The organism is Roseovarius sp. D0-M9 (assembly GCF_037083805.1).
Classification (GTDB): domain Bacteria; phylum Pseudomonadota; class Alphaproteobacteria; order Rhodobacterales; family Rhodobacteraceae; genus Roseovarius.
The window spans coordinates 93,702-116,425 of record NZ_JBAPKZ010000012.1 but is presented as its reverse complement, the minus strand read 5'-3'; the positions used below and the strand labels follow the sequence as shown (position 1 = coordinate 116,425).

The 22,724-nt window shown below is 63.1% G+C and carries 26 protein-coding genes; 12 read left to right on the top strand and 14 right to left on the bottom strand.

Features of this window, described 5'->3' with window-relative positions:
- Window positions 1-327: 327 nt before the first annotated feature.
- A complete protein-coding gene (locus V8352_RS21955; protein ID WP_442971009.1) occupies window positions 328-510 on the bottom strand; it encodes an Arm DNA-binding domain-containing protein in 183 nt (60 codons plus the stop codon).
- Between the two features lie 326 nt (window positions 511-836).
- Between V8352_RS21955 and V8352_RS10200 the strand changes: the two genes are divergently transcribed.
- A complete protein-coding gene (locus V8352_RS10200; protein ID WP_336424182.1) occupies window positions 837-1,301 on the top strand; it encodes a GNAT family N-acetyltransferase in 465 nt (154 codons plus the stop codon).
- A gap of 49 nt (window positions 1,302-1,350) precedes the next feature.
- Here the strand turns inward: V8352_RS10200 and V8352_RS10195 are convergent, their stop codons facing one another.
- Both V8352_RS10195 and V8352_RS10190 read right to left on the bottom strand, forming a co-directional pair.
- A complete protein-coding gene (locus V8352_RS10195; RefSeq protein WP_336424181.1) occupies window positions 1,351-1,854 on the bottom strand; it encodes a GreA/GreB family elongation factor in 504 nt (167 codons plus the stop codon).
- 6 nt (window positions 1,855-1,860) lie between these two features.
- The gene (locus V8352_RS10190; RefSeq protein WP_336424180.1) at window positions 1,861-2,298 is read right to left on the bottom strand and encodes an NUDIX hydrolase; all 438 of its coding nucleotides are present in this window, start codon (window positions 2,296-2,298) and stop codon (window positions 1,861-1,863) included.
- A 73-nt stretch (window positions 2,299-2,371) separates the two neighbouring features.
- On the opposite strand from V8352_RS10190, the gene V8352_RS10185 reads away from it, so the two are divergent.
- From V8352_RS10185 to V8352_RS10175, 3 genes are all read left to right on the top strand, one after another.
- Window positions 2,372-3,109 (top strand): esterase/lipase family protein, encoded by a 738-nt coding sequence (locus V8352_RS10185; RefSeq protein WP_336424179.1) that lies wholly within the window; start codon window positions 2,372-2,374, stop codon window positions 3,107-3,109.
- Entirely contained in the window at window positions 3,106-4,356 is a 1,251-nt protein-coding gene (locus tag V8352_RS10180; RefSeq protein ID WP_336424178.1) for an alpha-D-ribose 1-methylphosphonate 5-triphosphate diphosphatase, read from the top strand. Before V8352_RS10185 ends, V8352_RS10180 begins: the two co-directional genes overlap by 4 nt.
- Before the next feature lie 100 nt (window positions 4,357-4,456).
- Window positions 4,457-5,716 (top strand): lytic murein transglycosylase, encoded by a 1,260-nt coding sequence (locus V8352_RS10175; RefSeq protein ID WP_336424177.1) that lies wholly within the window; start codon window positions 4,457-4,459, stop codon window positions 5,714-5,716.
- A 257-nt stretch (window positions 5,717-5,973) separates the two neighbouring features.
- Here the strand turns inward: V8352_RS10175 and groL are convergent, their stop codons facing one another.
- From groL to V8352_RS10160, 3 genes are all read right to left on the bottom strand, one after another.
- Window positions 5,974-7,617: a chaperonin GroEL gene (gene groL / locus V8352_RS10170; RefSeq protein WP_336424176.1), complete on the bottom strand. Its 1,644-nt coding sequence runs from the start codon at window positions 7,615-7,617 to the stop codon at window positions 5,974-5,976.
- An 81-nt stretch (window positions 7,618-7,698) separates the two neighbouring features.
- Window positions 7,699-7,986, bottom strand: a complete 288-nt coding sequence (locus V8352_RS10165) for a co-chaperone GroES (protein ID WP_336424175.1) — start codon at window positions 7,984-7,986, stop codon at window positions 7,699-7,701.
- A gap of 246 nt (window positions 7,987-8,232) precedes the next feature.
- Entirely contained in the window at window positions 8,233-8,904 is a 672-nt protein-coding gene (locus V8352_RS10160; protein WP_336424174.1) for a DUF2161 domain-containing phosphodiesterase, read from the bottom strand.
- A gap of 99 nt (window positions 8,905-9,003) precedes the next feature.
- On the opposite strand from V8352_RS10160, the gene V8352_RS10155 reads away from it, so the two are divergent.
- Window positions 9,004-9,924 carry a manganese-dependent inorganic pyrophosphatase gene (locus V8352_RS10155; protein WP_336424173.1) on the top strand — a complete coding sequence of 307 codons (921 nt, stop codon included), beginning with the start codon at window positions 9,004-9,006 and terminating at the stop codon, window positions 9,922-9,924.
- A gap of 3 nt (window positions 9,925-9,927) precedes the next feature.
- Window positions 9,928-10,227 carry a DUF1294 domain-containing protein gene (locus V8352_RS10150; protein WP_336424172.1) on the top strand — a complete coding sequence of 100 codons (300 nt, stop codon included), beginning with the start codon at window positions 9,928-9,930 and terminating at the stop codon, window positions 10,225-10,227.
- 20 nt (window positions 10,228-10,247) lie between these two features.
- On the opposite strand, the gene V8352_RS10145 is transcribed toward V8352_RS10150, so the two are convergent.
- Window positions 10,248-11,138 carry a cation diffusion facilitator family transporter gene (locus tag V8352_RS10145; RefSeq protein ID WP_336424171.1) on the bottom strand — a complete coding sequence of 297 codons (891 nt, stop codon included), beginning with the start codon at window positions 11,136-11,138 and terminating at the stop codon, window positions 10,248-10,250.
- Between the two features lie 121 nt (window positions 11,139-11,259).
- Between V8352_RS10145 and V8352_RS10140 the strand changes: the two genes are divergently transcribed.
- The 5 genes from V8352_RS10140 to V8352_RS10120 all read left to right on the top strand — a co-directional run bounded on the left by V8352_RS10140 (window position 11,260) and on the right by V8352_RS10120 (window position 15,196).
- Window positions 11,260-12,135 (top strand): TIGR01459 family HAD-type hydrolase, encoded by an 876-nt coding sequence (locus tag V8352_RS10140; protein WP_336424170.1) that lies wholly within the window; start codon window positions 11,260-11,262, stop codon window positions 12,133-12,135.
- Window positions 12,136-12,276: 141 nt separating this feature from the next.
- Window positions 12,277-12,720 carry a MaoC family dehydratase gene (locus tag V8352_RS10135; protein ID WP_336424169.1) on the top strand — a complete coding sequence of 148 codons (444 nt, stop codon included), beginning with the start codon at window positions 12,277-12,279 and terminating at the stop codon, window positions 12,718-12,720.
- Between the two features lie 57 nt (window positions 12,721-12,777).
- Entirely contained in the window at window positions 12,778-13,707 is a 930-nt protein-coding gene (locus V8352_RS10130) for a bifunctional riboflavin kinase/FAD synthetase (RefSeq protein WP_336424168.1), read from the top strand.
- Window positions 13,704-14,156: a YcgN family cysteine cluster protein gene (locus V8352_RS10125; protein ID WP_336424167.1), complete on the top strand. Its 453-nt coding sequence runs from the start codon at window positions 13,704-13,706 to the stop codon at window positions 14,154-14,156. The genes V8352_RS10130 and V8352_RS10125 overlap by 4 nt, the downstream gene beginning before the upstream one ends.
- Window positions 14,156-15,196, top strand: coding sequence for a threonine aldolase family protein (locus V8352_RS10120; RefSeq protein ID WP_336424166.1), 1,041 nt, complete (start codon window positions 14,156-14,158; stop codon window positions 15,194-15,196). Before V8352_RS10125 ends, V8352_RS10120 begins: the two co-directional genes overlap by 1 nt.
- An 18-nt stretch (window positions 15,197-15,214) precedes the next feature.
- Here V8352_RS10120 and V8352_RS10115 read toward each other — a convergent pair whose 3' ends face one another.
- Window positions 15,215-16,027 carry an alpha/beta fold hydrolase gene (locus V8352_RS10115; RefSeq protein WP_336424165.1) on the bottom strand — a complete coding sequence of 271 codons (813 nt, stop codon included), beginning with the start codon at window positions 16,025-16,027 and terminating at the stop codon, window positions 15,215-15,217.
- A 167-nt stretch (window positions 16,028-16,194) separates the two neighbouring features.
- Between V8352_RS10115 and V8352_RS10110 the strand changes: the two genes are divergently transcribed.
- On the top strand, window positions 16,195-17,211 hold the full coding sequence (locus V8352_RS10110) for a ribose-phosphate pyrophosphokinase (protein WP_336424164.1): 1,017 nt from the start codon (window positions 16,195-16,197) through the stop codon (window positions 17,209-17,211).
- 31 nt (window positions 17,212-17,242) lie between these two features.
- Here the strand turns inward: V8352_RS10110 and V8352_RS10105 are convergent, their stop codons facing one another.
- The 6 genes from V8352_RS10105 to V8352_RS10080 form a co-directional block, all read right to left on the bottom strand.
- Window positions 17,243-17,593 (bottom strand): H-type lectin domain-containing protein, encoded by a 351-nt coding sequence (locus V8352_RS10105; RefSeq protein WP_336424163.1) that lies wholly within the window; start codon window positions 17,591-17,593, stop codon window positions 17,243-17,245.
- Between the two features lie 144 nt (window positions 17,594-17,737).
- A complete protein-coding gene (locus tag V8352_RS10100; protein ID WP_336424162.1) occupies window positions 17,738-18,163 on the bottom strand; it encodes a F0F1 ATP synthase subunit epsilon in 426 nt (141 codons plus the stop codon).
- 57 nt (window positions 18,164-18,220) lie between these two features.
- On the bottom strand, window positions 18,221-19,645 hold the full coding sequence (gene atpD, locus V8352_RS10095) for a F0F1 ATP synthase subunit beta (RefSeq protein ID WP_336424161.1): 1,425 nt from the start codon (window positions 19,643-19,645) through the stop codon (window positions 18,221-18,223).
- 23 nt (window positions 19,646-19,668) lie between these two features.
- Window positions 19,669-20,544 (bottom strand): F0F1 ATP synthase subunit gamma, encoded by an 876-nt coding sequence (locus V8352_RS10090; RefSeq protein ID WP_336424160.1) that lies wholly within the window; start codon window positions 20,542-20,544, stop codon window positions 19,669-19,671.
- Window positions 20,545-20,559: 15 nt separating this feature from the next.
- Window positions 20,560-22,098, bottom strand: a complete 1,539-nt coding sequence (gene atpA, locus V8352_RS10085; RefSeq protein WP_336424159.1) for a F0F1 ATP synthase subunit alpha — start codon at window positions 22,096-22,098, stop codon at window positions 20,560-20,562.
- Window positions 22,099-22,659, bottom strand: coding sequence for a F0F1 ATP synthase subunit delta (locus V8352_RS10080; RefSeq protein ID WP_336424158.1), 561 nt, complete (start codon window positions 22,657-22,659; stop codon window positions 22,099-22,101).
- Window positions 22,660-22,724: the final 65 nt, after the last annotated feature.

Sequence of the window (22,724 nt, the reverse complement as noted above, 5' to 3'; positions counted from 1 at the left end):
ATAGGATGTGGCTTACCCATCTCAAACCCCCATATCTGCTATGCAGACAGGGAATCACAAATCAACCCTCGTGGGAATCTGAATCAGAAAGCTCGCAACCCGCTCTAAACAGGAGTTGAACGATGGCGGCTCGTGTCTTTCTCCGACTCGGCGACCAGACAGCATCCGACGTCTCCTTCGGATTAGCACCCAGTGTGGCGGCGCGACTGGCCCATTGTGCTCTTCGGAAAGCTTCGGCAGCACATGCTGGCGCAATGGACTGAGCCAGCGCCCGTCGTCCGTCTTCAACGTCCTCCTGTGCGACCCGTAAGCGTCGCCCGCGACAGCTCAGAGCGTATCACTGACGCGGGGGATCTGACCGAGCCGGATCCGCCGCTGTCTCCTGGCATCATGGCCCTCCTTCAGGTCGCTGCGCGCGTCTTCCGCTGCGATGCGCGCGTCACGAAGCGTGACTTCCCTGAGCGAGCCCAGACCCATTTCCCGACGCCAGCCCCAGAGCGAGTAGCGCAAGCTCTACTGCCCGCCGCCATCCTCTCTTTTCAGAAGCCGAAGCCCGTTTCCATCTCCATGCTTCGCTCTTCACCTCCGCCGCTTTCAGCTTGTTCGAAACCCGCATAATATCTATCCTCCCGTCAACACTTGGTGACAGTATTTCCCGGCCCCAGCTGGAGCCACATGGGAAACGTAACGCACTGGCGTTAAAGCAGATTTTAGATCCGCGGGACGCTCTGAAACCAACTGATCGATTCCGCAAGGCAACAGGATACACCCCGCGCGGGAGTATTTTTGCCAAGATGAATGACTGCCCTTTGCCGCCCCATGCGAGGCCAAGCGACATGATACTCAGATTTCCCGAATTCAGCCGTGACATGCGGCGCAGTGACGAGGCGGCGGTCGATGCGCTGCTGCTGCGCGCCACGGGCCGTGCGGAGGCGGCCGCGACCCTCGCCGCGCTGCGCCGCGCGGGCGATATTGCAGGGGAGGTCGTCTTGCCCTTTCAGGGCGGCATCGTGGGCCACTATGCCTTGGCGCGGATGCGTGCCCCGGCTGATTGGCTCTGCGTGGCGAGCCTGGCCATCGACCCCGAGTGGCAGGGCGCCGGACACGGGCGGCGGTTGATGGGGGTTCTGTCGGAATGGGCGCGGCTGAGTGGCCACAGCGTGAGCGCCAAAGGGCCCGGGGTATTTTTCGAGCGGGCGGGATTTCTTCGCATATCGGATGGTCTGGTGGTGGCGGGGCCATTTGACGCGAGCGCCCCATTGGAGCTGATCTATCCACCCGCCATGACGCCGCAGAGGTAAGGCGCCTGCATGCCGGAGGCTTGGCGCCGCGCGAGGGACTGCATGGCCGTCATTGCGCCTTGCGAAGGCCGATAATCTCCAGCTCGACCATGCCGCTGGGACGGGGCCATTCGACCACGTCGCCCACCTCCGCCTCGAGCAGCGCGCGCGCCAAGGGTGACGGCGCACCGATCAGGCCCGCGCCCGGATCAGCCTCATCCTCGCCCACGATGGTGTAGGTGGCAGCCTTTCCGTCTGCGTCCACCACATCGACGAGAGCGCCAAATTGCACGCGCGGATAGGCGCCCTCGGGCGGCGTGACGAGCACCGCAGAGGCCAGCCGCGCCTCGACATAGCGCAAGTCCCGCTCGGCCACGGCAAGGGGATAGAGCGCCTCGGGATCGTCCTTGGCCGCGCGCAGCCGCGCGATGTCCGCCTCGAGTGCCTCGGCGCGCGTCTGTAGCTGGGCCAGCCCGTTCGGCGTGACGTGGTTCGGATGGGGCGAAATCGGCAGGTCATCGAGCCGCTGGGGCGCGGTGCTGCCGTCATCTTCCTTGGTGAACGCCTTGTTCATTGCATGTCAGCCTATGATTTGTTCCAGCGCATCATAGCCGATGCCGCCGGAAAAGGCGATATCAGGCAGGCTGCCCGGCTTGAGCCTGATGCCCGCCAACTCGGCTTGCGCAAACCAGCGGCGCTGCGTGACGATCCCCTCGGGATCGGGCCAGTCGTCTCTGAGCTGGCCACTTACGAGGTGGCAGCGAAAGAAGATCTCGATCTGGTGAAAGCCCCGCGCCTCGCAGTGAAATTCATTCACGAGGCAAGGCGCGCCCACCTCGACCCCGAGGCCCGTCTCTTCATACACCTCGCGAGCGAGGTTCTGGGGCAGGCTGGCGTGCATCTCGGCCCCGCCGCCGGGGGCACACCACAGATCACTGACGCCGCCCGGATACGCATTGACCAGCAAGAGCCGGGCCTTGTGGATCAGGACGGCGCGGGCGGCGATGCGGATGGGCATGATCGGGCCTTTCAGCGGGTTTGGCCCGTATGGGGCCTTTCAGACCCGGCAGTTTGTGCATATCTCAGGGGGGATGAAAACACCGCGCATCATAGCGGCGCTTGCGCTGATCCTGACAGCTGTGCCGCTGGCGGCCCGGGCCGATTGCGCCGTGCTTTTGCATGGGTTGGCGCGTAGCGATGCGTCCTTTCTGGTCATGGAGGAGGCGCTGGAGGCTGCGGGTATGTCGGTCGTGCGCCCCTCCTACCCCTCGACCAAGGCGCGCATCGCCACGCTGGCTGACGAGGTGCTGCCCGAGGCGGTCGCGGCCTGCGGCACGCAAAAGGTGCATTTCGTCACACATTCCATGGGCGGCATCCTCTTGCGCGCCTGGCTGCCAGGGCACCGTCCAGACAATATGGGCCGCGTCGTGATGATGGCACCGCCCAATCACGGCAGCGAGGTCGTGACCGAACTTGGCGGGCTCGAACTTTTTGAATGGATCAACGGCCCGGCGGGGATGCAATTGGACACAGGTCCCGGCACCTATACCGAATCCCTGCCCCCGATCGATTTCGAATTGGGGGTGATCGCGGGCACACGCTCGCTCAATCCCTATTTCTCGCTTCTCCTCGAAGGGCCCGATGATGGCAAGGTGTCGGTCGCGTCGACACGCGTCGATGGCATGGCGGATCACATCGAACTGCCCGTGACGCACACCTTCATGATGAACAGTCCAATGGTCATCGCGCAGGTCGAGCGTTTTCTGACCACCGGCGCCTTTGATCACGACATGGACTTTTCCGATCTGTTCTGGTGGGGCGGGCAATGACACTGTGCTTGCGGTTCGATGGAGCGGATGTCCTGCGCCCTGATGGGCTGAGCCACGCCCCCCTGAGCATCGAGCATGGCCGGATCACCGAAGGCGGCGGGCGGGCGGTGGACCTCAGCGGGTTCACAATCCTGCCCGGCATCGTGGACGCACATGGCGACGGCTTCGAGCGGCACCTCGCGCCCCGGCGCGGGGCGATGAAAGACATTGGCGCGGGCCTGATCGCTGCCGAGGCCGAGCTGGCGGCGAATGGCATCACCACTGCGGTCCTCGCGCAATTCTGGAGCTGGGAGGGCGGCATGCGCGGCCCCGAGTTTGCCCGGCGCGTGATGCAAGGCTTGATGCAGATCCGCCGCGACGTGGTGACGGACCTGCGCGCGCAACTGCGATTCGAGACGCCCATGGTCGAGGATTACGATACCGTTGCCGCCCTCATTGCCGANCGCGACGTGGTGACGGACCTGCGCGCGCAACTGCGATTCGAGACGCCCATGGTCGAGGATTACGATACCGTTGCCGCCCTCATTGCCGAGCATGACATCGGGTATATCGTCTTCAACGATCATTTGCCCCATGAGGCGCTGGAGGCGGGCAAACGGCCACCGCGCCTGACCGGTCAGGCGCTGCGCATCGGGCGTAATCCCGAAAAACATCTGGAGGCGATGCAGGCCCTTCATGCCGGGATGGACCGCGTGCCGGCCGCGCTGGCGCGGCTGACGGCAGATCTGGGCCGCGCCGGGGTGCGCATGGGAAGCCATGACGACCGCACCGCGGGGGCGCGGGGGCAATGGCGCGCCATGGGCGTGCCGATTGCCGAGTTTCCAGAAACAATCGAGGCCGCCGAGGCCGCGCGGGCGGGCGGCGATGCCATTGTGATGGGGGCGCCCAACGTGGTGCGCGGTGGCTCGCATAACGGCAATGTTAGCGCGGCCGACATGGCCGCGATGGGCCTGATCGACGCGCTCGCCTCGGACTACCACTATCCCTCGCTGCGGCGCGCGGCCTTCCTTCTGGCCGACGCGGGGTTGCAAGATCTGGCCGGGGCGTGGCACCTTGTGTCGAAGGGCCCTGCGCAGATTCTGGGACTGGGCGACAGGGGCGATCTGGTGCCCGGTCAGCGCGCCGATCTGGTGGTGATCGACAGCCAGACGCGCCGAATTGCGGCCACCATCGCAGGCGGGTGCATCAGCTATCTCAGCGGCGCGGCTGCCGAGCGCATGATCGGCGCGCGCGCCGTCGCGCCTTAAGCGAAACCTCGCGGTCAGATCATCCGTCACGCTTTCACACATGACGGTTGTTGCATATCATGAGACAATTCCAATTCATGACGCGGTCTGGAGGCAATTCATGACATATTTCAAGGCAGGCATCGCAACGCTGCTTTTGATGCTGCCGCCTGCCGCATTTGCAGAGTTGTCCAGCGATTTGCGCCCCCAGCCACGGCCCGAGGGGCTACAACAAACCGCACTGCGCGTGGCCGTTTCAGACGCCGGGTTTCGCCAGTGGCTGACCTCGTTTCGCAGCCGCGCCATTTCGGCGGGCATTCACACCAGAACGCTCGATGCCGCCTTTGCGGGCGTGCGCTATGACGCGGGCATCATCCGGCTGGATCGAAATCAGTCGGAATTCTCCAAGCAGATCTGGGATTATCTCGACACGGCCGTCTCGCCCACCCGCGTTGCCAACGGCCGCAAGGCGATCTCGCGCCACGGCGCCGCGCTGCGCGGGATCGAACAGCGCTATGGCGTCGATAAGGAAATCGTCGCGGCGATCTGGGGACTCGAGAGCGCGTATGGCGCCGTGCGCGGCGACACGCCGTTGATTGGCGCGCTGGCAACGCTGGCCTACGATGGCAGGCGCGGCGCTTTTTTTGAGGAGCAGTTGCTGGCCGCGCTCAAGATCGTGCAATCCGGCGACGTGGCACCGCGCACGATGACCGGCTCCTGGGCTGGGGCGATGGGCCACACGCAGTTCATGCCGACGTCATACCTGGCGCATGCGGTGGATTATACCGGCGACGGACGGCGCGACATCTGGTCGGACGATCCGGCCGATGCGCTGGCCTCGACCGCTGCGTATCTTCAGCATTTCGGTTGGCAAAAGGGTCAGCCCTGGGGCGTGGAGGTGCGCCTGCCCGCGAGCTTCGATCCCGCCGATGCCCGCCGCGACAACACGCGCAGCCCCGCTGCCTGGGCCGCCGAGGGCATCCGCGACACAGCCGGGCGCAGCGTGCCGAACCATGGCCGCGCATCCATTCTGCTGCCCGGCGGCGCAGAGGGGCCCGCCTTCATGATCTTTGACAATTTCGAGGTGCTCGAGCGCTACAACAAGGCCGACGCTTATGTGATCGGTGTCGGCCACCTGTCCGATCGCCTCAAGGGCGGTCCAGACATCGCAGCCCCCTGGCCGCGCCAGCACAGCGCAATCAGCGCGCCCCAGCGCAAGGCGCTTCAGCGCCACCTCAAGCGGCGCGGCTTTGCGGTGGAAAAGATCGACGGCATCATCGGACCCAACACTATCGACGCCATCCGCGAATTCCAGAAATCTGCGGGTCTGAGCGCCGATGGATTCCCAACACATGAATTGCTGGAAGCGTTGGGAAGCTAAGCCAAGGGTTTTGGGTATTTCCCCCCAAGAATAAGCATGAGGGCCGGCAACGGTTTTTTTCCTGGCGGAAATACCCCCTCGCCGGAGCCGTCCGGACCCTGCAACATACGCACAACCATGAAAAAGGGGCCGCCGGATGGCGACCCCTCTGAAGTTTTGCGTAAGCTCGGTCAGCTTGGTGGAGGTTTGGCGCGCCTGGCTCTGCCAGATGCCCGGTCCTCCACCTGCTCGATCATTTTCGCGATGCGAAAACGATCTTACATCATGCCGCCCATGCCGCCCATGTCGGGCATGCCGCCACCGGCACCGCCGCCGTCCTTCTGGGGACGATCGGCAATCATGGCCTCGGTGGTGATCAGCAGACCGGCGATCGAACCTGCGTCCTGCAATGCGTGACGCACCACTTTGGCCGGGTCGATGACACCGAATTTGAACATGTCGCCATATTCTTCGGTCTGCGCGTTGAAGCCGAACTTGGGATCGTCCGACTCGCGGATCTTGCCCGCGACGACCGAGCCGTCGACACCTGCGTTCTCGGCAATCTGGCGCAGCGGAGCTTCAAGAGCGCGGCGCACGATCGAGATACCGACAGTCTGGTCGTTGTTCTCGCCGGTCATACCTTCGAGAACCTTGCCAGCCTGGACCAGGGCAACACCGCCGCCGACGACGATACCTTCCTGCACGGCTGCCCGTGTGGCGTTCAGCGCGTCATCGACGCGATCCTTGCGCTCCTTGACTTCGGTTTCGGTCATGCCGCCGACGCGGATGACTGCAACGCCGCCTGCGAGTTTCGCAACACGCTCTTGCAGCTTTTCCTTGTCGTAGTCGCTGGTGGTCTCTTCGATCTGGTTACGGATCTGGGCAACACGTGCCTCGATCTCGGCCTTCTCGCCCGCGCCGTCGACGATGGTCGTCTCGTCCTTGGTGATGGCGACTTTCTTGGCCGAACCCAGCATGTCCATCGTGACGGACTCAAGCTTCATGCCCAGATCTTCGGAGATGACCTGACCGCCGGTGAGGATCGCGATGTCCTGCAGCATTGCCTTGCGGCGATCACCAAAGCCGGGTGCCTTGACCGCTGCGATCTTGAGACCACCGCGCAGCTTGTTGACGACCAGCGTGGCCAGGGCCTCGCCTTCGACGTCTTCGGCGATGATCAGCAGGGGCTTCTGGCTCTGGATGACCTGCTCGAGCAGGGGAACCATCGGCTGAAGCGACGACAGCTTCTTCTCGTGCAGCAGGATCAGGCAGTCCTCAAGATCTGCAACCATCTTGTCGCTGTTGGTCACGAAGTAGGGGCTGAGGAAGCCACGGTCGAACTGCATGCCTTCGACCACATCGGTCTCGGTCTCGAGGCCTTTGTTCTCTTCGACGGTGATGACACCCTCGTTGCCGACCTTCTGCATCGCGTCCGCGATCTGCTGACCGATCGCCTTTTCGCCGTTGGCGGAAATGGTGCCGACCTGCGCAACTTCGGCGCTATCGCTGACGTCGCGGGCTGCGGCGCGGATGGCCTCGACGACCTTGGCTGTCGCCATGTCGATGCCGCGCTTGAGGTCCATCGGGTTCATACCCGCTGCGACCGATTTCATGCCCTCCTTGACGATGGCCTGAGCCAGAACCGTCGCGGTGGTTGTGCCGTCGCCGGCCTCGTCATTGGTGCGGTTGGCCACTTCTTTGACCATCTGCGCGCCCATGTTCTCGAACTTGTCTTCCAGTTCGATTTCCTTGGCGACAGAAACACCGTCCTTGGTGATGCGCGGGGCGCCGAACGATTTGTCCAGAACCACGTTGCGGCCTTTGGGGCCAAGCGTCACCTTGACCGCATCGGCCAGGATGTTGACGCCTTTGAGCATCTTGTTGCGGGCGTCAGTACTGAATTTGACATCTTTAGCGGACATGTCTGATTTCCTTTGTATGAGTGAAAAGGGACCAATGCGCGCCCGGCGGCCCTAGGGGCGTCGGCGCGGCATCGTGCGATATCAGGCCATCTTGCCCAGGATATCGCTCTCCTTCATGATCAGCAGCTCTTCGCCGTCGATCGTGATCTCGGTGCCAGACCACTTGCCGAAGAGGACGCGATCACCGGCCTTCACGGCCATTTCGATCAGGTCGCCATTGTCCTTGCGGGCGCCATCACCAACCGAGACGATTTCGCCTTCGCTGGGTTTTTCCTTGGCGCTTTCGGGAATGATCAGACCGCCCTTGGTTTTCTCTTCGCCTTCAACTCGGCGAACGAGGACGCGGTCATGCAGCGGTTTAAATGCCATCTCTGAGGCTCCTTAGCTCAAAGTTACGTTTTTACGGCCCGGTTCCGGGCCGTTAGCACTCACTCCAGGCGAGTGCTAACGAGTGGTAGTTAGGGGGCTTGCGACGATCTGTCAACGGCCGAGTGATGCAAAAAATCACGGGGCCGTGAAAGCGCCGTCCCGGCCTGCCCCAGATGCGAAGGCCGCCAATACAAGGCGGGCTGCGTGAGCGGGCGGCAGGCTCGCGTTGACCTGCTACCTGCGCAACTATCCGGCGATCGCTGCGCCCGGATCGTAACTGGCGACCTCGCAGCCCGTTTCGGACAGCGCGTAAACGCCGCGCGCGACCCTAACGAACCAGCCGTGATGGTTGGCCGCCATGATGCCCGTCGCGCGGGCAACCCCCGTGGCGCGCGCCACCTCGGCACCCTTGCAGGGTCCCGCGCCTGCCAGATGCGCGGCGCAGGCCAGCGCATCCTGACGATAGGATGTCATGACCTGCCCGTTGGTGCCGCCATGCGTGGGATCGCCCAAACGCGACGCGAACTCGCGTTGCAATCGTGCGCGTTTCCTTGGCGATTTGCGCGGCTGAAAGGGCTTTGGCTCGGCATGGAGCTGCACCGTGCCATCAGGGCCGACCGACAGAACGCCAATGCCCAGCCGTTTGCACAGTCCGACATTGCCCTTGAACGCCTTCCAGCCGGCCTTGCCCTTCCATCGCGGCACAGCGACGTAGACAGCATCGCACAGCGCCTGCCGCGCCACGGCTTGCTGGAGCAGAACCAGCGAAAACCCCAGCTTCAGCTCGACGATCAGCAACTCGTCCTCCTTGCGCGCCACCACGTCGGCGGGCCCCACCTCGCCCTTCACTTCATAGGCGCGGGCGATCAACCATTCCTTGACGGGAGGATAAAGATCGGTTTCGGCAGCTTTGCTCATAGAGGGCAGACTGGCCGCACCCGGCCCCCGTGACAAGGCCCGATCCTGCGCCTATAAGGCCCGCAAAACCACAACGCTTCAGCCCAAGGACATCGCCCCATGACCACACTCGTATTCGGCCACACCTCCCCCGACACCGACAGCACCGGCTCGCCCATCATCTGGGCCTGGTATCTGAGCGAGATCAAGGGCGAGGCTGCCAAGCCCGTCCTGCTGGGCCCGCCCAATACCGAGGCAGCGTTCATGTTGAAGCGCTGGGGCCTTGAGACCCCCGAAATCATCGACGACGTGACCCCGGATCAGGCGGTCGTCATTGTCGATACCAACAACCCCGCCGAGCTGCCCAAGTCCATCAACAGCGCCGATATCCGCAGCATCATCGACCACCACCGCCTTGTCGGCGGCCTCGAGACGCGCGGCCCGCTGGAGATCCGGATCGAGCCGGTGGCCTGTACGGCAACCATCATGTGGAAGATGATCGGCAAGGACATGGCCCAGATGCCCACAGGCGTGAAGGGCGCGATGCTTTCGTGCATTCTGAGCGATACGCTGGAATTCCGCAGCCCCACGACGACGCAAGAGGACAAGGCCATCGCCTATGATCTGGCCGAGCAGCTGGGCGTCGACATCAGCGAGTATGCCGCCGAGATGTTCGCCGCCAAATCCGATGTTTCAGCCTTTTCCGACGCCGAGCTTCTGCGCATGGACAGCAAGGAATTCGAGCTGCCGAACAAGAAATTCCGTGTCTCGGTGCTGGAGACAACGGCACCGCAAGTGGTGCTGGATCGCAAGGACAGCCTGATGCAGACGATGCAGACCGTCGCCACCGAGGATGGCGTCGATCAGGTGCTGCTCTTTGTTGTCGACATCCTGAACGAGGAAGCGACGCTCTTGGTGCCCAACGATCTGGTCAAGGGTCTGGCCGAGGCATCCTTTGGCGCCACCGTCAGCGGCGACACCGTGGTGCTGCCCGGCGTGATGAGCCGGAAAAAGCAGATCATCCCCAACCTCAAGCTGTAAGCGATGCTCGGTCTTGGCCACCCGGCGGCGCTGGGTGGCTATTTCCTTTTCGTCAATCTGGTGACCTACGCGGCCTTCTGGCGCGACAAGCGTCGCTCCGAGGCGAAGAGCCGGCGCACCCCGGAAAAGACGTTGCTGACGCTGGCGATGGTTGGCGGCTGGCCAGCCGCCAAACTGGCGCAGCGGCGCCTGCGCCACAAGACCCGCAAACAGCCCTTTGCCTTCACGCTGAACCTGATCGGGGTGGCATGGGTCTGTGCGCTTGTGTTGCTGCTGGGGGCAGCGGCCTACACCGGCGGATAGACTCACCGGCGGATAGGCTGTCACATTTCCTGTTCGATCGTCACATGGCCTATGCCATGCCTCTCTTGCAGCAGCGCCCGGATCGCGGATTTGGCCCCGGCTGCATCCGTGCCGTCCTCCAGCGCGACCGTCATGGTGACCATGGGCCGCTCTTGGGTGACCGACCACGCGTGGACATGGCTGACCTCACGCAGGCCCGGCACTTTGGCGCAGAGATCCTTTGCGACCTCGCGCCGATCAAAGCCATCCGGCGCGCCCTCCAGAAGGATATGCCCGGCCTGGCGCACGACCGCCCAGGCCGAGCGCAGGATGATGAAGGCCACCAGCACGGACAGGATCGGGTCGATCGGCGTCCAGCCCGTCCAGATGATGACCAGCGCCGCGACGAGGGCCGCGACCGATCCCAAGAGATCCCCCATCACATGCAACGCAGCGGCGCGCACATTCAGATTTTCGCCCTCTCCGCCCCGCGTGAGAACCAGAAAACAGACGATATTCACGATCAGACCGCCCAGAGCGACCCACAGCATCACATCGCCCAGCACCTCCTGCGGGGCGCCCAGACGTTGCACCGCCTCCCACAGAATCCATGCTGCAATGACAAAAAGCGACATGCCGTTGACAAAGGCGGCCAGCACCGAGAAACGGTCAAAGCCGTAGGTCCGCTTCCAATCTGCCGGGCGGCGGGCAAGGCGAAAGCCCAGCCAAGCCAGGACCAGCGAGGCGAAATCAGTCAGCATATGACCTGCGTCAGCAATCAGCGCGAGCGAGCCCGAGATGACGCCGCCAGCGACTTCGGCCAGCATGAAGGTGCCCGTAAGCGCAGCAGCAATGGCGATCTTGGTCTCGTTCTTCAGGATGTGGCCGTGGTCGTGCCCGTGGCCATGATCGTGATGCGGATGGTCGTGCATGGTGCCCTGCCTTTCAGCGCGGACCCTGCCGCGCACCGCGCCTGTCTGCAAGTGCATCGGCACTGGCCTTGGCGCGGCGCGCCTGCCATATCTGGCGCGAACGCCACGCAGGGAGACCGCCATGACCCAGATCATCCAATCGCTTGCCGAAATATCCAGCCGCTATGACGCGCTTTTCGTCGATCTGTGGGGGTGTCTGCACAACGGCGTGACGGCCTACCCCGATGCGGTCAAGGCAATGCAGACCTATCGCGCGGGCGGCGGCACTGTCGTGCTGGTGACAAATTCGCCCAAACCGCGCAAGGGCGTCGCCGCGCAGTTGCATGAATTCGGCGTGCCCGAAGATGCCTATGACGCCATTGCCACCTCGGGCGATTCGGCGCGCGCCGCAATGTTTCGCGGGGTGGTGGGCGACAAGGTGTACTTCATGGGCGAGCCCGAGCGCGACGCGGGCTTCTTTGAACCCATGGAAGTGATCGACGATGCCGTGGACATCAAGCGCGTGCCGCTGGACGAGGCAACGGGCATCGTCTGCTGCGGCCCCTTCGATCCAATGGCGGACCCGTCCGAGAACCGCAGCGACTTCCTTTATGCCAAGCAGAAGGGCATGAAACTGCTGTGCGCCAACCCCGATATCGTCGTCGACCGGGGCGAGACGCGCGAATGGTGCGCGGGCGCGCTGGCGCGGCTCTATACAGAAATGGGCGGCGAAAGCCTTTATTTCGGCAAACCGCATCCCCCCATCTATGACCTTGCGCGCCGCCGCCTTGCCGCGTTGGGCAAGGATGTCGGCGAGGCAGGCATCCTTGCCATCGGGGACGGCATCGGCACCGATATCGCGGGCGCAATGGGCGAGAATTTCGATTCGCTCTTCATCACGGGCGGGCTGGCGGCCAGTGAGACGAATGGCTCGGAGGGCCTCGATGCAGACAAGCTGGAGGCCTATCTGGCGCGCGAACAGGCCAGCCCCACCTACACCATCAGCCATCTGCGCTAGGGCGCGTGCGCCGCATCGGGCAGTTTTTTCAAGATTAGAGGTTGATTTTCTGCGCGCGCAAAGCAATAAAGTTCCAATATTGGGCGTCACAGCGTCCTAAAATTACCCGGCCGATTGCGGCGACCACCCCCGGAGGGCCCCATGTTGGACAATATGCCACGCGGCACGATCTGTATCGAAGATATCGAGATGGGCATGACCCGCCATCTGCGAAAGGTCATCACCGACCGCGACATCGAGATGTTCGCCGAGGTTTCGACCGACCGCAATCCGGTGCATCTGGATGAGGATTATGCCCGCGACACCATCTTTGCAGGTCGCATCGCGCATGGGATGCTGACCGCTGGCCTCATCTCGGCCGTGATCGGCGAGCAGCTGCCCGGCCATGGCACCGTCTACATGGGCCAATCGCTGAAGTTCCTCGCGCCGGTGCGGCCCGGCGACATGGTGACAGCCGAGGTAGAGGTCATCTCGATCGACCATGCAAAAAGGCGCGTCGGCCTCGATTGCCGCTGCATGGTGGACGGCAAGAAGGTGTTGATTGGCGAGGCCACCGTGCTGGCCCCGTCGCGCAAGTTCGACTAGTCCAAACGCCTCTCTTCACCGCTTGCGCAGAGCCATGCGGCGCGCTACGCCTGCGCAATGCGTATTTATCGTGATTACAAGGCCGTCCCGGCCACGGCCAAGGGCGCCAGCGCCGCGATTGGCAATTTCGATGGCGTGCATCTGGGCCACCGCGCGGTGATCGACCTTGCGCGCAGCGCGGCGGATGCCCCTTTGGGTATTCTCACCTTTGCACCGCATCCGCGCGAATACTTCGCGCCAGACGCCCCACCCTTTCGCCTGATGAGCCCCGCCGCCCGCGCCAATCGCCTTGCCAAACTGGGGGTTGAGACGCTTTTCGAGCTGCCCTTCGATGCAGATATGGCCGCACTCACCCCACGCGCCTTCGCGCAGGAGGTGATCGCCGATGGCCTCGGCCTCGGTCATGTGGTGGTCGGGCGCGACTTCTGCTTTGGCAAGGGGCGCGCGGGAACGGCGCAGATGCTCGAGGACTTCGGCGCCGAGATGGGCTTTGGCGTGACCCTGTCGGATCTGGTCGCGGGCAACGGCGGCGCCGTCAGCTCGACCGCGATTCGCGCGGCGCTCAGCCAGGGCGACGTGCGCGGCGCCGCCGCGATGCTGGGCCATTGGCACCGGATCGACGGCACCGTCATCACCGGCTTTCAACGGGGGCGCGAGTTGGGCTATCCCACCGCGAACATGTCGATCGAAGGGCTGCATCCGCCGCGGTTCGGCGTCTATGCCGTTCTCGTCGATGTGCTGAGCGGACCGCACGAAGGGCAATACACCGGCGCGGCATCGCTTGGCGTGCGCCCGCAGTTCGCGGGCGAGCAGGCCAATCTCGAGACGTTTATCTTCGATTTCTCAGGCGATCTTTATGGCGCGGAGCTGTCGGTCGCCCTCGTCGAGTATCTCCGCCCCGAAGAGACATTTCCCAGCCTTGAGGCGTTCATCGCCCAGATGGATGCCGATTGTGTCCGCGCGCGCGCGATTCTGGCGGCGCTATGAGCACCCTGCGCCCCCGCTATTGGGAAGATACCCCCCTCACCCGCATGACGCGCCCCGAATGGGAGGCGCTCTGCGATGGGTGCGGCAAATGCTGCATGAACAAGCTGGAGGATGAGGAGACGGGCGAGGTCGTGATGACGCGCGTCGCCTGCCGCCTCTTTGACGATATAAGTTGCCAATGCGCACAATACCCGATCCGGCACCAGTTCGTCCCCGAATGTATCGTGCTGAAGCCCACGAACATGGACGCCAACCTCTACTGGATGCCCGAAACCTGCGCCTACAAACTGCTGTGGCAGGGCAAGAAGCTCTATGACTGGCATCCGCTGATTTCGGGCGATCCACAGTCTGTCCATGACGCCGGCGTGTCGATGCAAAGCCGCACAGTGCCTGAATTCGAAATAGACGAAGACGACTGGGAAGATCACATAATCGAGGAACCGACCTGATGTTTTTTGCCTCCGACAACACCGGGCCCATGCACCCCGCCGTGGCGCAAGCCATGGTCGCTGCCGACACCGGGTATTACCCCAGCTATGGCGCGGATCCCATCATGGACGGCGTGCGCGCGCAGATCCGCGAAGCCTTCGAGGCGCCCGAGGCGGCGGTTTACCTTGTGGCCACTGGCACGGCGGCCAACGCGCTGGCACTGGCGACGATGGCGCAGCCCTGGGATGCAGTATTTTGCACGCCGCTCGCGCATATCAACGTGGATGAATGCCACGCGCCCGAATTCTACACCGGCGGCGCAAAGCTGAGCCTTGTCGGCACCGGCGACAAGATGACACCCGACCAGCTGCGCGCCCGGATCGAGGGCTGGGGCGAAGGCGATGTCCACACATCCCAGCGCGGGCCAGTGCAGGTGACACAAGTCACTGAAATGGGGCGACTCTATACGCTGGACGAGCTGCGCGCGCTCACGGATGTGGCGCATGAATACGGCCTGCCGACCTTCATGGATGGCGCGCGATTTGCCAATGCGCTGGTCGCGCTGGACTGCTCGCCCGCCGAAATGACGTGGAAGGCAGGCATCGACGCGCTCAGCCTTGGGGGCACGAAGAACGGCTGCGCGGGCGTCGAGGCAGTGATCTTCTTTGATCCGTCCAAAGCGTGGGAGTTCGAGCTGCGGCGCAAGCGCGGCGCGCATCTTTTCTCCAAGCATCGCTACCTGTCTGCGCAGATGCAGGGCTACCTCACGGACGGTGTATGGCTGGACGCCGCGCGTGCAGCCAACGCCAACGCGGCGCGGCTGGCCCAAGGACTGCGCGATGTGCCCGGCCTGCAATTCGTGGAAGAGCCCGAGGCGAACATGATCTTTGCCACCCTGCCCCGGCGCGATCATCAGCGGCTGAAGGCTGGCGGCGCGGTCTATGGCCTCTGGGGCGCACTTGAGGGCGACCCCGATGAGCGCATCATGATGCGCCTTGTCTGCGACTGGTCCATGACCCACGAGATGATCGATGCGTTTCTGGAGCTTGCACGGGGCTAGGCGCGGGGCTGGAGCGCATCAAACGTCGCGCAAGAACCGCAGCACCTCGGCGCTGACCTGATCGGGGTGCGTTGCCACCGACATATGCCCGGCCCCGCCGATCACGCCGCGCCTGGCCTGCGGCAAGCGGGCGGCCAGCACCTCGTTTATGGCGGGGATGATAGCGGGCGCCTCGCTGCCTTCCAGTAGCAGTGCGGGTATCGTGACCGCCTCCAGCGCGCCGGGGTCCAGCATCCCGCCCGAATCATCATATAGCGCGGGGCCCGCCGCCGCGATCAGGGGCATCTGCGCGGCCATGCGGCGCTGCGTTTCGGGGGCAAAGCTGTCCCATGGGCGACCGCCACCCCAAGCGCCGATAAAGCCGCGTGCCGCCTCGTCCAGATCGCCCGCCGCCATGGCGGCCTCGAACGCGCGCCGTTCCTCACGGTGCTGCGCGCAGGCAGCCCCGCCACCCCGCAACGCGGCGGCGAAATAAACCGGCTCGATCATCGTGATGCTGCGCACGAGGTCCGGGCGCTCCATTGCCAGCCGCAGGCCAACCACCCCGCCAAAGCTGTGGCCGATCACATCCATCGGCGCGTCTTGCGCCGCGAAATCGGCGGCAATTCCGGCGCAAACCGCGCTCATCTCGCCGCGTGCGTCCCAATCGGCGCTGCGCCCATGGCCCGGCAGATCAAAGGCCGTCATGCTGAGCGCGCCCGACAGATACCGCGCCATGCCGCCCCAGATTGCAGTCTCGGCCAGGCTGCAATGGATCATCAGCGCCGCACGCGGCCCCTGCCCGAAACTCGTCCAATAGGTTGGATAGCCGCCAAACTCACCGCGCGGCATTTCAGGCCCGGCCTGCACAATTTGTGCAAAAAGTGACGGTCAGACCCATGTTTTCTTCTCCAAGCGGCTGCGGCAGCTTTGCCAGACCCTACGCCCATGCTAAGCGGTGTCAACGTGCCGAATCCGTTAACGCGATCCGCAAAACAGCCATCCAAAGGACTCCAGCCATGTCATCCACGTCAGAGCCGAAACTGATCTCGGGCAATGCCAACATGCCGCTGGCCACCGCCATTGCCCGGCGCATGTCGATGCACCGCGGCGTGAATGTCGGCCTTGTCGATGCACGGGTCGAGCGGTTCAACGACGGCGAGATATTTGTCGAGGTGTTCGAGAACGTGCGCGGCGAGGATATGTTCATCATCCAGCCCACGTCGAATCCGGCCAATGACAACCTGATGGAACTCTTGATCATGTCCGACGCGCTGCGCCGGTCCTCGGCGGCGCGCATCACCGCCGTGATCCCTTACTTTGGCTATGCGCGGCAGGATCGCCGCTCGAAGGCGCGCACGCCCATCTCGGCCAAGCTGGTGGCCAACATGCTGGTCGAGGCGGGCATCGAGCGGGTGCTGACGATGGACTTGCACGCGGCGCAGATCCAGGGCTTTTTCGATATTCCGGTGGATAACCTCTATGCATCCCCCGTCTTTGCCCTCGATATCATGAAGCAGTTCAAGGGCAGCCTTGACGATGTCATGGTGGTGTCGCCCGATGTCGGCGGCGTGGCGCGGGCGCGCGAGTTGGCCAAGCGGATCAACGCGCCTCTCAGTATCGTGGACAAGCGCCGCGAAAAGGTCGGCGAAGTGGCCGAGATGACCATCATCGGCGATGTCACCGGCAAGAAATGCATCATCGTCGACGATATGTGCGACACGGCCGGCACGCTTTGCAAGGCCGCCGAAATTCTGATGGACAACGGCGCATCCGAGGTTCACGCCTATACCACCCACGGTGTCATGTCCGGCCCGGCGGTCGAGCGGGTCACGAACTCGGTGCTGAAATCCATGGTCATCACCGATACGATCGCCCCCACCGAGGCCGTGCGCGGCACCCATAACATCCGCATCATCCCGACAGCGCCCGTGTTTGCCCAGGCGATCCTGAACATCTGGAATGGCACCTCCGTCTCGTCTCTCTTCGAGACGCCCACACTGGAGCCTGTTTACGAAGGGCAGTTCGGCAACTGAGCGCGCGGCAACTGCCGCCCCCTCCCCCTTCTCAGTAGAGATCCCAGTCATCCTCTGACGCTACCTCGCCGATAGCCATCCAGCGCACACGCGCGCGCGCGATACGGGTGTCCGCCCAAGTTCGAAAAACAACCGTGAAGCCGTGGGGGGTGATGTCTTCGGCGCTCACCTCAACGCGGGCGTTCGTGCCGCAGTCGATATCCCACATCGAAAGAGAGCAATGCACCGCCGGCTGGCTACGGAATGGTTCGATAAATCGAACCGAGTGCCGGCTCGTGCGCTCCCCCGTGCCCGTCCACATGGGGCCGCCAGTCTCGAAATCCGAGAAAAGGACAGTCTCGCCCTGATCAATCCCCATGAGTTTGGTGTCGATGCGTTTCATATCAGTTTTGAGCTAGTTTCCACAGGTAGACGGGTGAGAGCTGCCAGACGCTAAAGCGGCAATCTGGCAAGACTATGATCCGCGATAAAAAAAGGGCCCGCAAGATGCAGGCCCTTTTAAATTCATCGCCCGGATGGGGCGAAATCAATACGCGCTGAGACCCATGTGCTCGCCCATGGCGACCATATCAGACAGAAGCTTGGCCGCATCATCGACGGGGCCGGGTTCGTTCTTGAAGGTCTCACGGGTTTTCTCAAGGCGAGCTTTTGCGTCGTCGACCAGCTCCTTGAAATTCTCTTGGGTCATGTCACCGCGCGGGATCGCCCGCTCGGCCAGAACCGAAACACTGTCGCCGTTGATCTCGGCAAAGCCGCCGGTCACGGCATATTCCTGCTCACCCTCGGAGGAGGTGACGCGCACGATGCCCGGGCGCAGCGTGGTGATGAGGGGCGAGTGATCGGCCATGGCCGTCAGATCGCCTTCGGCACCGGGGATCTGTACTTCGCGCGCCTGCACGGATGTCAGAAGGCGCTCGGGCGATACCAGATCGAATTGCACTGTGTCAGCCATGGATGGCCTCCTTCAATTGCGGATGTGCCGGACCGCGCTGGCGGTCCGGCAGGTGCATTATGCGGCGTCCGATGCCATGCGCTCGGCCTTGGCCTTCACATCCTCGATGCCGCCAACCATGTAGAAAGCGCCTTCGGGCAGGTGATCATACTCACCGGCGACAACGGCCTTGAAGGACGAGATGGTCTCTTCCAGCGGGACCTGCACACCGTCAAAGCCGGTAAACACCTTGGCCACGTCGAACGGCTGGCTGAGGAAACGCTGGATCTTCCGGGCGCGAGCCACGGTCAGCTTGTCCTCTTCCGACAGCTCGTCCATGCCGAGGATCGCGATGATGTCCTGAAGCGACTTGTAGCGCTGGAGGATACCCTGAACATCGCGCGCGACCTGATAGTGCTCTTCCCCCACGATGGTCGGGTCCATCAGGCGCGACGAGCTGTCGAGCGGGTCCACGGCCGGGTAGATGCCCAGCTCGGAGATCGCCCGGCTGAGAACGGTCGTGGCATCGAGGTGCGCAAAGGAGGTCGCAGGCGCAGGGTCGGTAAGGTCGTCCGCAGGAACGTAGACGGCCTGAACGGAGGTGATCGAGCCCTTGTTGGTCGATGTAATCCGCTCCTGCATCTGGCCCATGTCGGTCGCCAGCGTGGGCTGATAGCCCACAGCCGAAGGAATACGGCCCAGAAGCGCCGACACCTCGGAACCCGCCTGAGTAAAGCGGAAGATGTTATCGACGAAGAACAGAACGTCCGTGCCCGACTGGTCGCGGAACTGCTCGGCCAGCGTCAGACCCGTCAGCGCGACGCGCATACGCGCACCCGGAGGCTCGTTCATCTGGCCATAGACCAGCGCCACTTTGGACTCGGTCAGGTTATCCGGGACGATAACGCCCGACTCGATCATCTCGTGGTAAAGGTCGTTGCCCTCACGCGTCCGCTCGCCCACACCGGCGAAAACCGAGAAGCCCGAGTGCACTTTGGCGATGTTGTTGATCAGCTCCATGATGAGAACCGTCTTGCCCACACCGGCACCGCCAAAGAGGCCGATCTTGCCGCCCTTTGCGTAGGGTGCCAGCAGGTCGACGACCTTGATCCCGGTAACCAGAACGGTCGATTCCGTCGACTGATCCGCGAAAGGAGGTGCATCGTTGTGGATCGAGCGGGTTTCCTCGCGCGAGACGTCGCCGCCCTCGTCCACAGGCTCGCCCACCACGTTCATGATGCGGCCCAGCGTGGCGTTGCCAACGGGGATGGTGATCGGGCCGTCGGTGTCGGTCACTTCCTGGCCGCGAACGAGACCCTCGGTCGCGTCCATCGCGATGGCGCGCACGGTGTTCTCGCCAAGATGCTGAGCAACCTCGAGGACGAGGCGCTTGCCATTGTTGTCGGTGGTCAGGGCGTTCAGAATCTCGGGCAGGTGGTCGCCGAACTGAACGTCGACCACGGCGCCGATCACCTGAGTGATTTTGCCTTTTGCGTTTGCCATGTTTGCTGTCTCCGGTTCGTGTTCTAGAGCGCTTCCGCGCCCGAAATGATTTCAATCAGCTCGTTCGTGATCACGGCCTGACGCGAGCGGTTATACTCGATTGTCAGATCATCGATCATCTCGCCTGCGTTGCGGGTCGCATTGTCCATCGCGGACATGCGCGCGCCCTGTTCGGACGCCCCGTTTTCCAGCAGAGCGGCAAAGATCGACGTGGCCACGCCGCGCGGCAGAAGATCCGCCAGAATGGCGGCCTCGTCCGGCTCGTAGTCGTAGAAGGCGTCGGCATCATCATCTTCGGGCGCCTCAAAGTCAGCCGGGATGATCTGCTGCTGGGTCGGAATCTGCGTGACCACATTCTCGAACTCCGAGAAATAGATCTTGGCCACGTCGAAATCACCTTCGTCAAAGCGGTCGAGCACTTCCTTGGCGACATTCTGCGCGTCGGCGTAACCGATGCGCTTCACGTCGCTGAAGTCGATGTGATGCACGAAATACTTGCCGTAATCGCGGCGCATCGCGTCGCGCCCCTTCTTGCCCACGGTCATGATCTTGACCGTCTTGCCCTCGGCGATCAGCTTGGTCGCCTCCTGCTTGGCCAGCTTGGCGATGTTGGCGTTGAAGCCACCGCAAAGCCCGCGCTCGGCGGTCATCACGATCAGCAGGTGCGTCTGATCCTGACCCGTGCCGCTGAGCAGCCGGGGTGCGTTATCCGCACCGCCGACCGACGCCGCAAGGCGCCCCATAACGGCGTTGAAACGCTCGGTATAGGGGCGCGCCTGCTCGGCAGCGTCCTGCGCGCGGCGCAGTTTCGCCGCGGCAACCATCTGCATGGCCTTGGTGATCTTGCGGGTCGATTTGACCGACGCGATCCGGTTTTTCAGGTCCTTGAGATTCGGCATTGCCTTATCTCCCTTTTATGCGAAGTCGGCAGCGAATTCGTCCAGCGCGGATTTGATCTTGTCCTCGGCGTCCCCTTTGATTTTCGGGTCCTCCTTGGTGATCATGTCCAGCAGATCGGAATGCTTGCCGCGCAGATGCTTGAGCAGACCCGCTTCGAAACGGCCCACGTCCTTGACCGCGACCTTGTCCAGATAGCCCTTGGTGCCGGCGTAGATGACGCAGACGATCTCGGAGTTGGTCAGCGGCGCATATTGCGGCTGCTTCATCAGCTCGGTCAGACGTGCGCCACGGTTCAGCAACTGCTGCGTGGCGGCGTCAAGATCCGAGCCAAACTGGGCAAAGGCCGCCATTTCGCGATACTGCGCCAGCTCCAGCTTGACCGGGCCCGCGACGGATTTCATCGCATTGGTCTGAGCGGAGGAGCCCACGCGGCTGACCGACAGACCGGTGTTCACGGCGGGGCGGATGCCCTGATAGAACAGTTCGGTCTCAAGGAAGATCTGGCCGTCGGTGATCGAGATCACGTTGGTCGGAATAAAGGCCGAAACGTCGCCACCTTGGGTCTCGATGATCGGCAGAGCCGTCAGCGAGCCAGAGCCATTCTCTTCGTTCAGCTTGGCCGAACGCTCCAGCAGGCGAGAGTGGAGATAGAAAACGTCGCCGGGGTAGGCTTCGCGGCCGGGCGGGCGGCGCAGCAGCAGCGACATCTGGCGGTAGGCCACGGCCTGCTTGGACAGGTCATCATAGACGATCAGCGCGTGACGGCCGTTGTCGCGGAAATGCTCGGCCATGGCGGTTGCCGAATAAGGCGCAAGGAACTGCATCGGCGCAGGGTCGGATGCGGTTGCAGCCACGACGATCGAATATTCGATCGCGCCGCTCTCTTCCAGCTTCTTCACCAGCTGCGCCACGGTCGAACGCTTCTGGCCGATGGCGACATAGACGCAGTAGAGCTTCTTGCTCTCGTCGTCGCCGGCAGCATCGTTGATCGACTTCTGGTTCAGCATCGTGTCGAGGGCGATGGCAGTCTTGCCGGTCTGGCGGTCGCCGATGATCAGCTCGCGCTGGCCACGGCCAACGGGGATCATCGCGTCGACGGATTTGATGCCGGTTGCCATCGGCTCGTGCACGGATTTACGCGGGATGATGCCCGGCGCCTTGATGTCGGCCAGGCCGCGCTCCTTGGCCTTGATCGGGCCCTTGCCATCCAGCGGGTTGCCGAGGCCGTCAACGACGCGGCCAAGCAGCTCGTCACCGATGGGCACGTCCACGATGGACTTGGTGCGCTTGACGGTGTCGCCTTCCTTGATGTCACGGTCCGAGCCGAAGATCACGATGCCGACGTTGTCGGCCTCGAGGTTCAGCGCCATGCCCATGATCGAGCCGGGGAATTCGACCAGCTCGCCAGCCTGGACATTGTCCAGACCATGCACGCGGGCGATACCGTCACCGACGGACAGAACCCGGCCAACTTCGGCCACTTCGGCCTCTTGGCCGAAATTCTTGATCTGGTCCTTCAGGATTGCAGAAATCTCTGCCGCTTGGATACCCATTTATCCGACCTCTTTCATTGAATTCTGGAGCGATGCAAGCTTGGAGCGGATCGACGTGTCGATCATCTTCGAGCCCACCTTGACGATAAGACCGCCGATGAGGCTTTCATCAACGGTCGCATTAATTTTCACATCTTTGCCGATATTCGACTTCAGCGTGGCAGCAAGCTTGTCAGCCTGCGTCTTGGTCAGGGCCTTGGCGGTCGTCACCTCTGCCTGCACTTCGCCCTTGTGATCAGCAATCATGGCGCGCAGGGCGGCAATCGCCTGGGGCAATGCAAAGAGACGGCGCTTTTGCGCCATCAGAGCGATGCCGCGCGACAGAGACGGCGTCAGCTTGAGGTGATCGGCAACGGCGCTGATCGCCTTTTCCTGATCTGTCCGGCTGATGATGGGGCTGGCGATCATGTCCCGCAGGTCTGAACTGGCGTCCAGCGCTTCTGCGAGGTGATCGACACTGCTTTCCAGCTTGGCCAGTTCTTTGCTTTCTTGTGCGATCTCAAAGATCGCGGTCGCGTAGCGTTCGGCGATACCCGAGGAAATCGAAGCTGGTTCGGACACGTCCACCCTTTCGACAATTAGGCCCCGACGACAGACGCATATTTGCGTCTGAGGGGCGTTTGCGA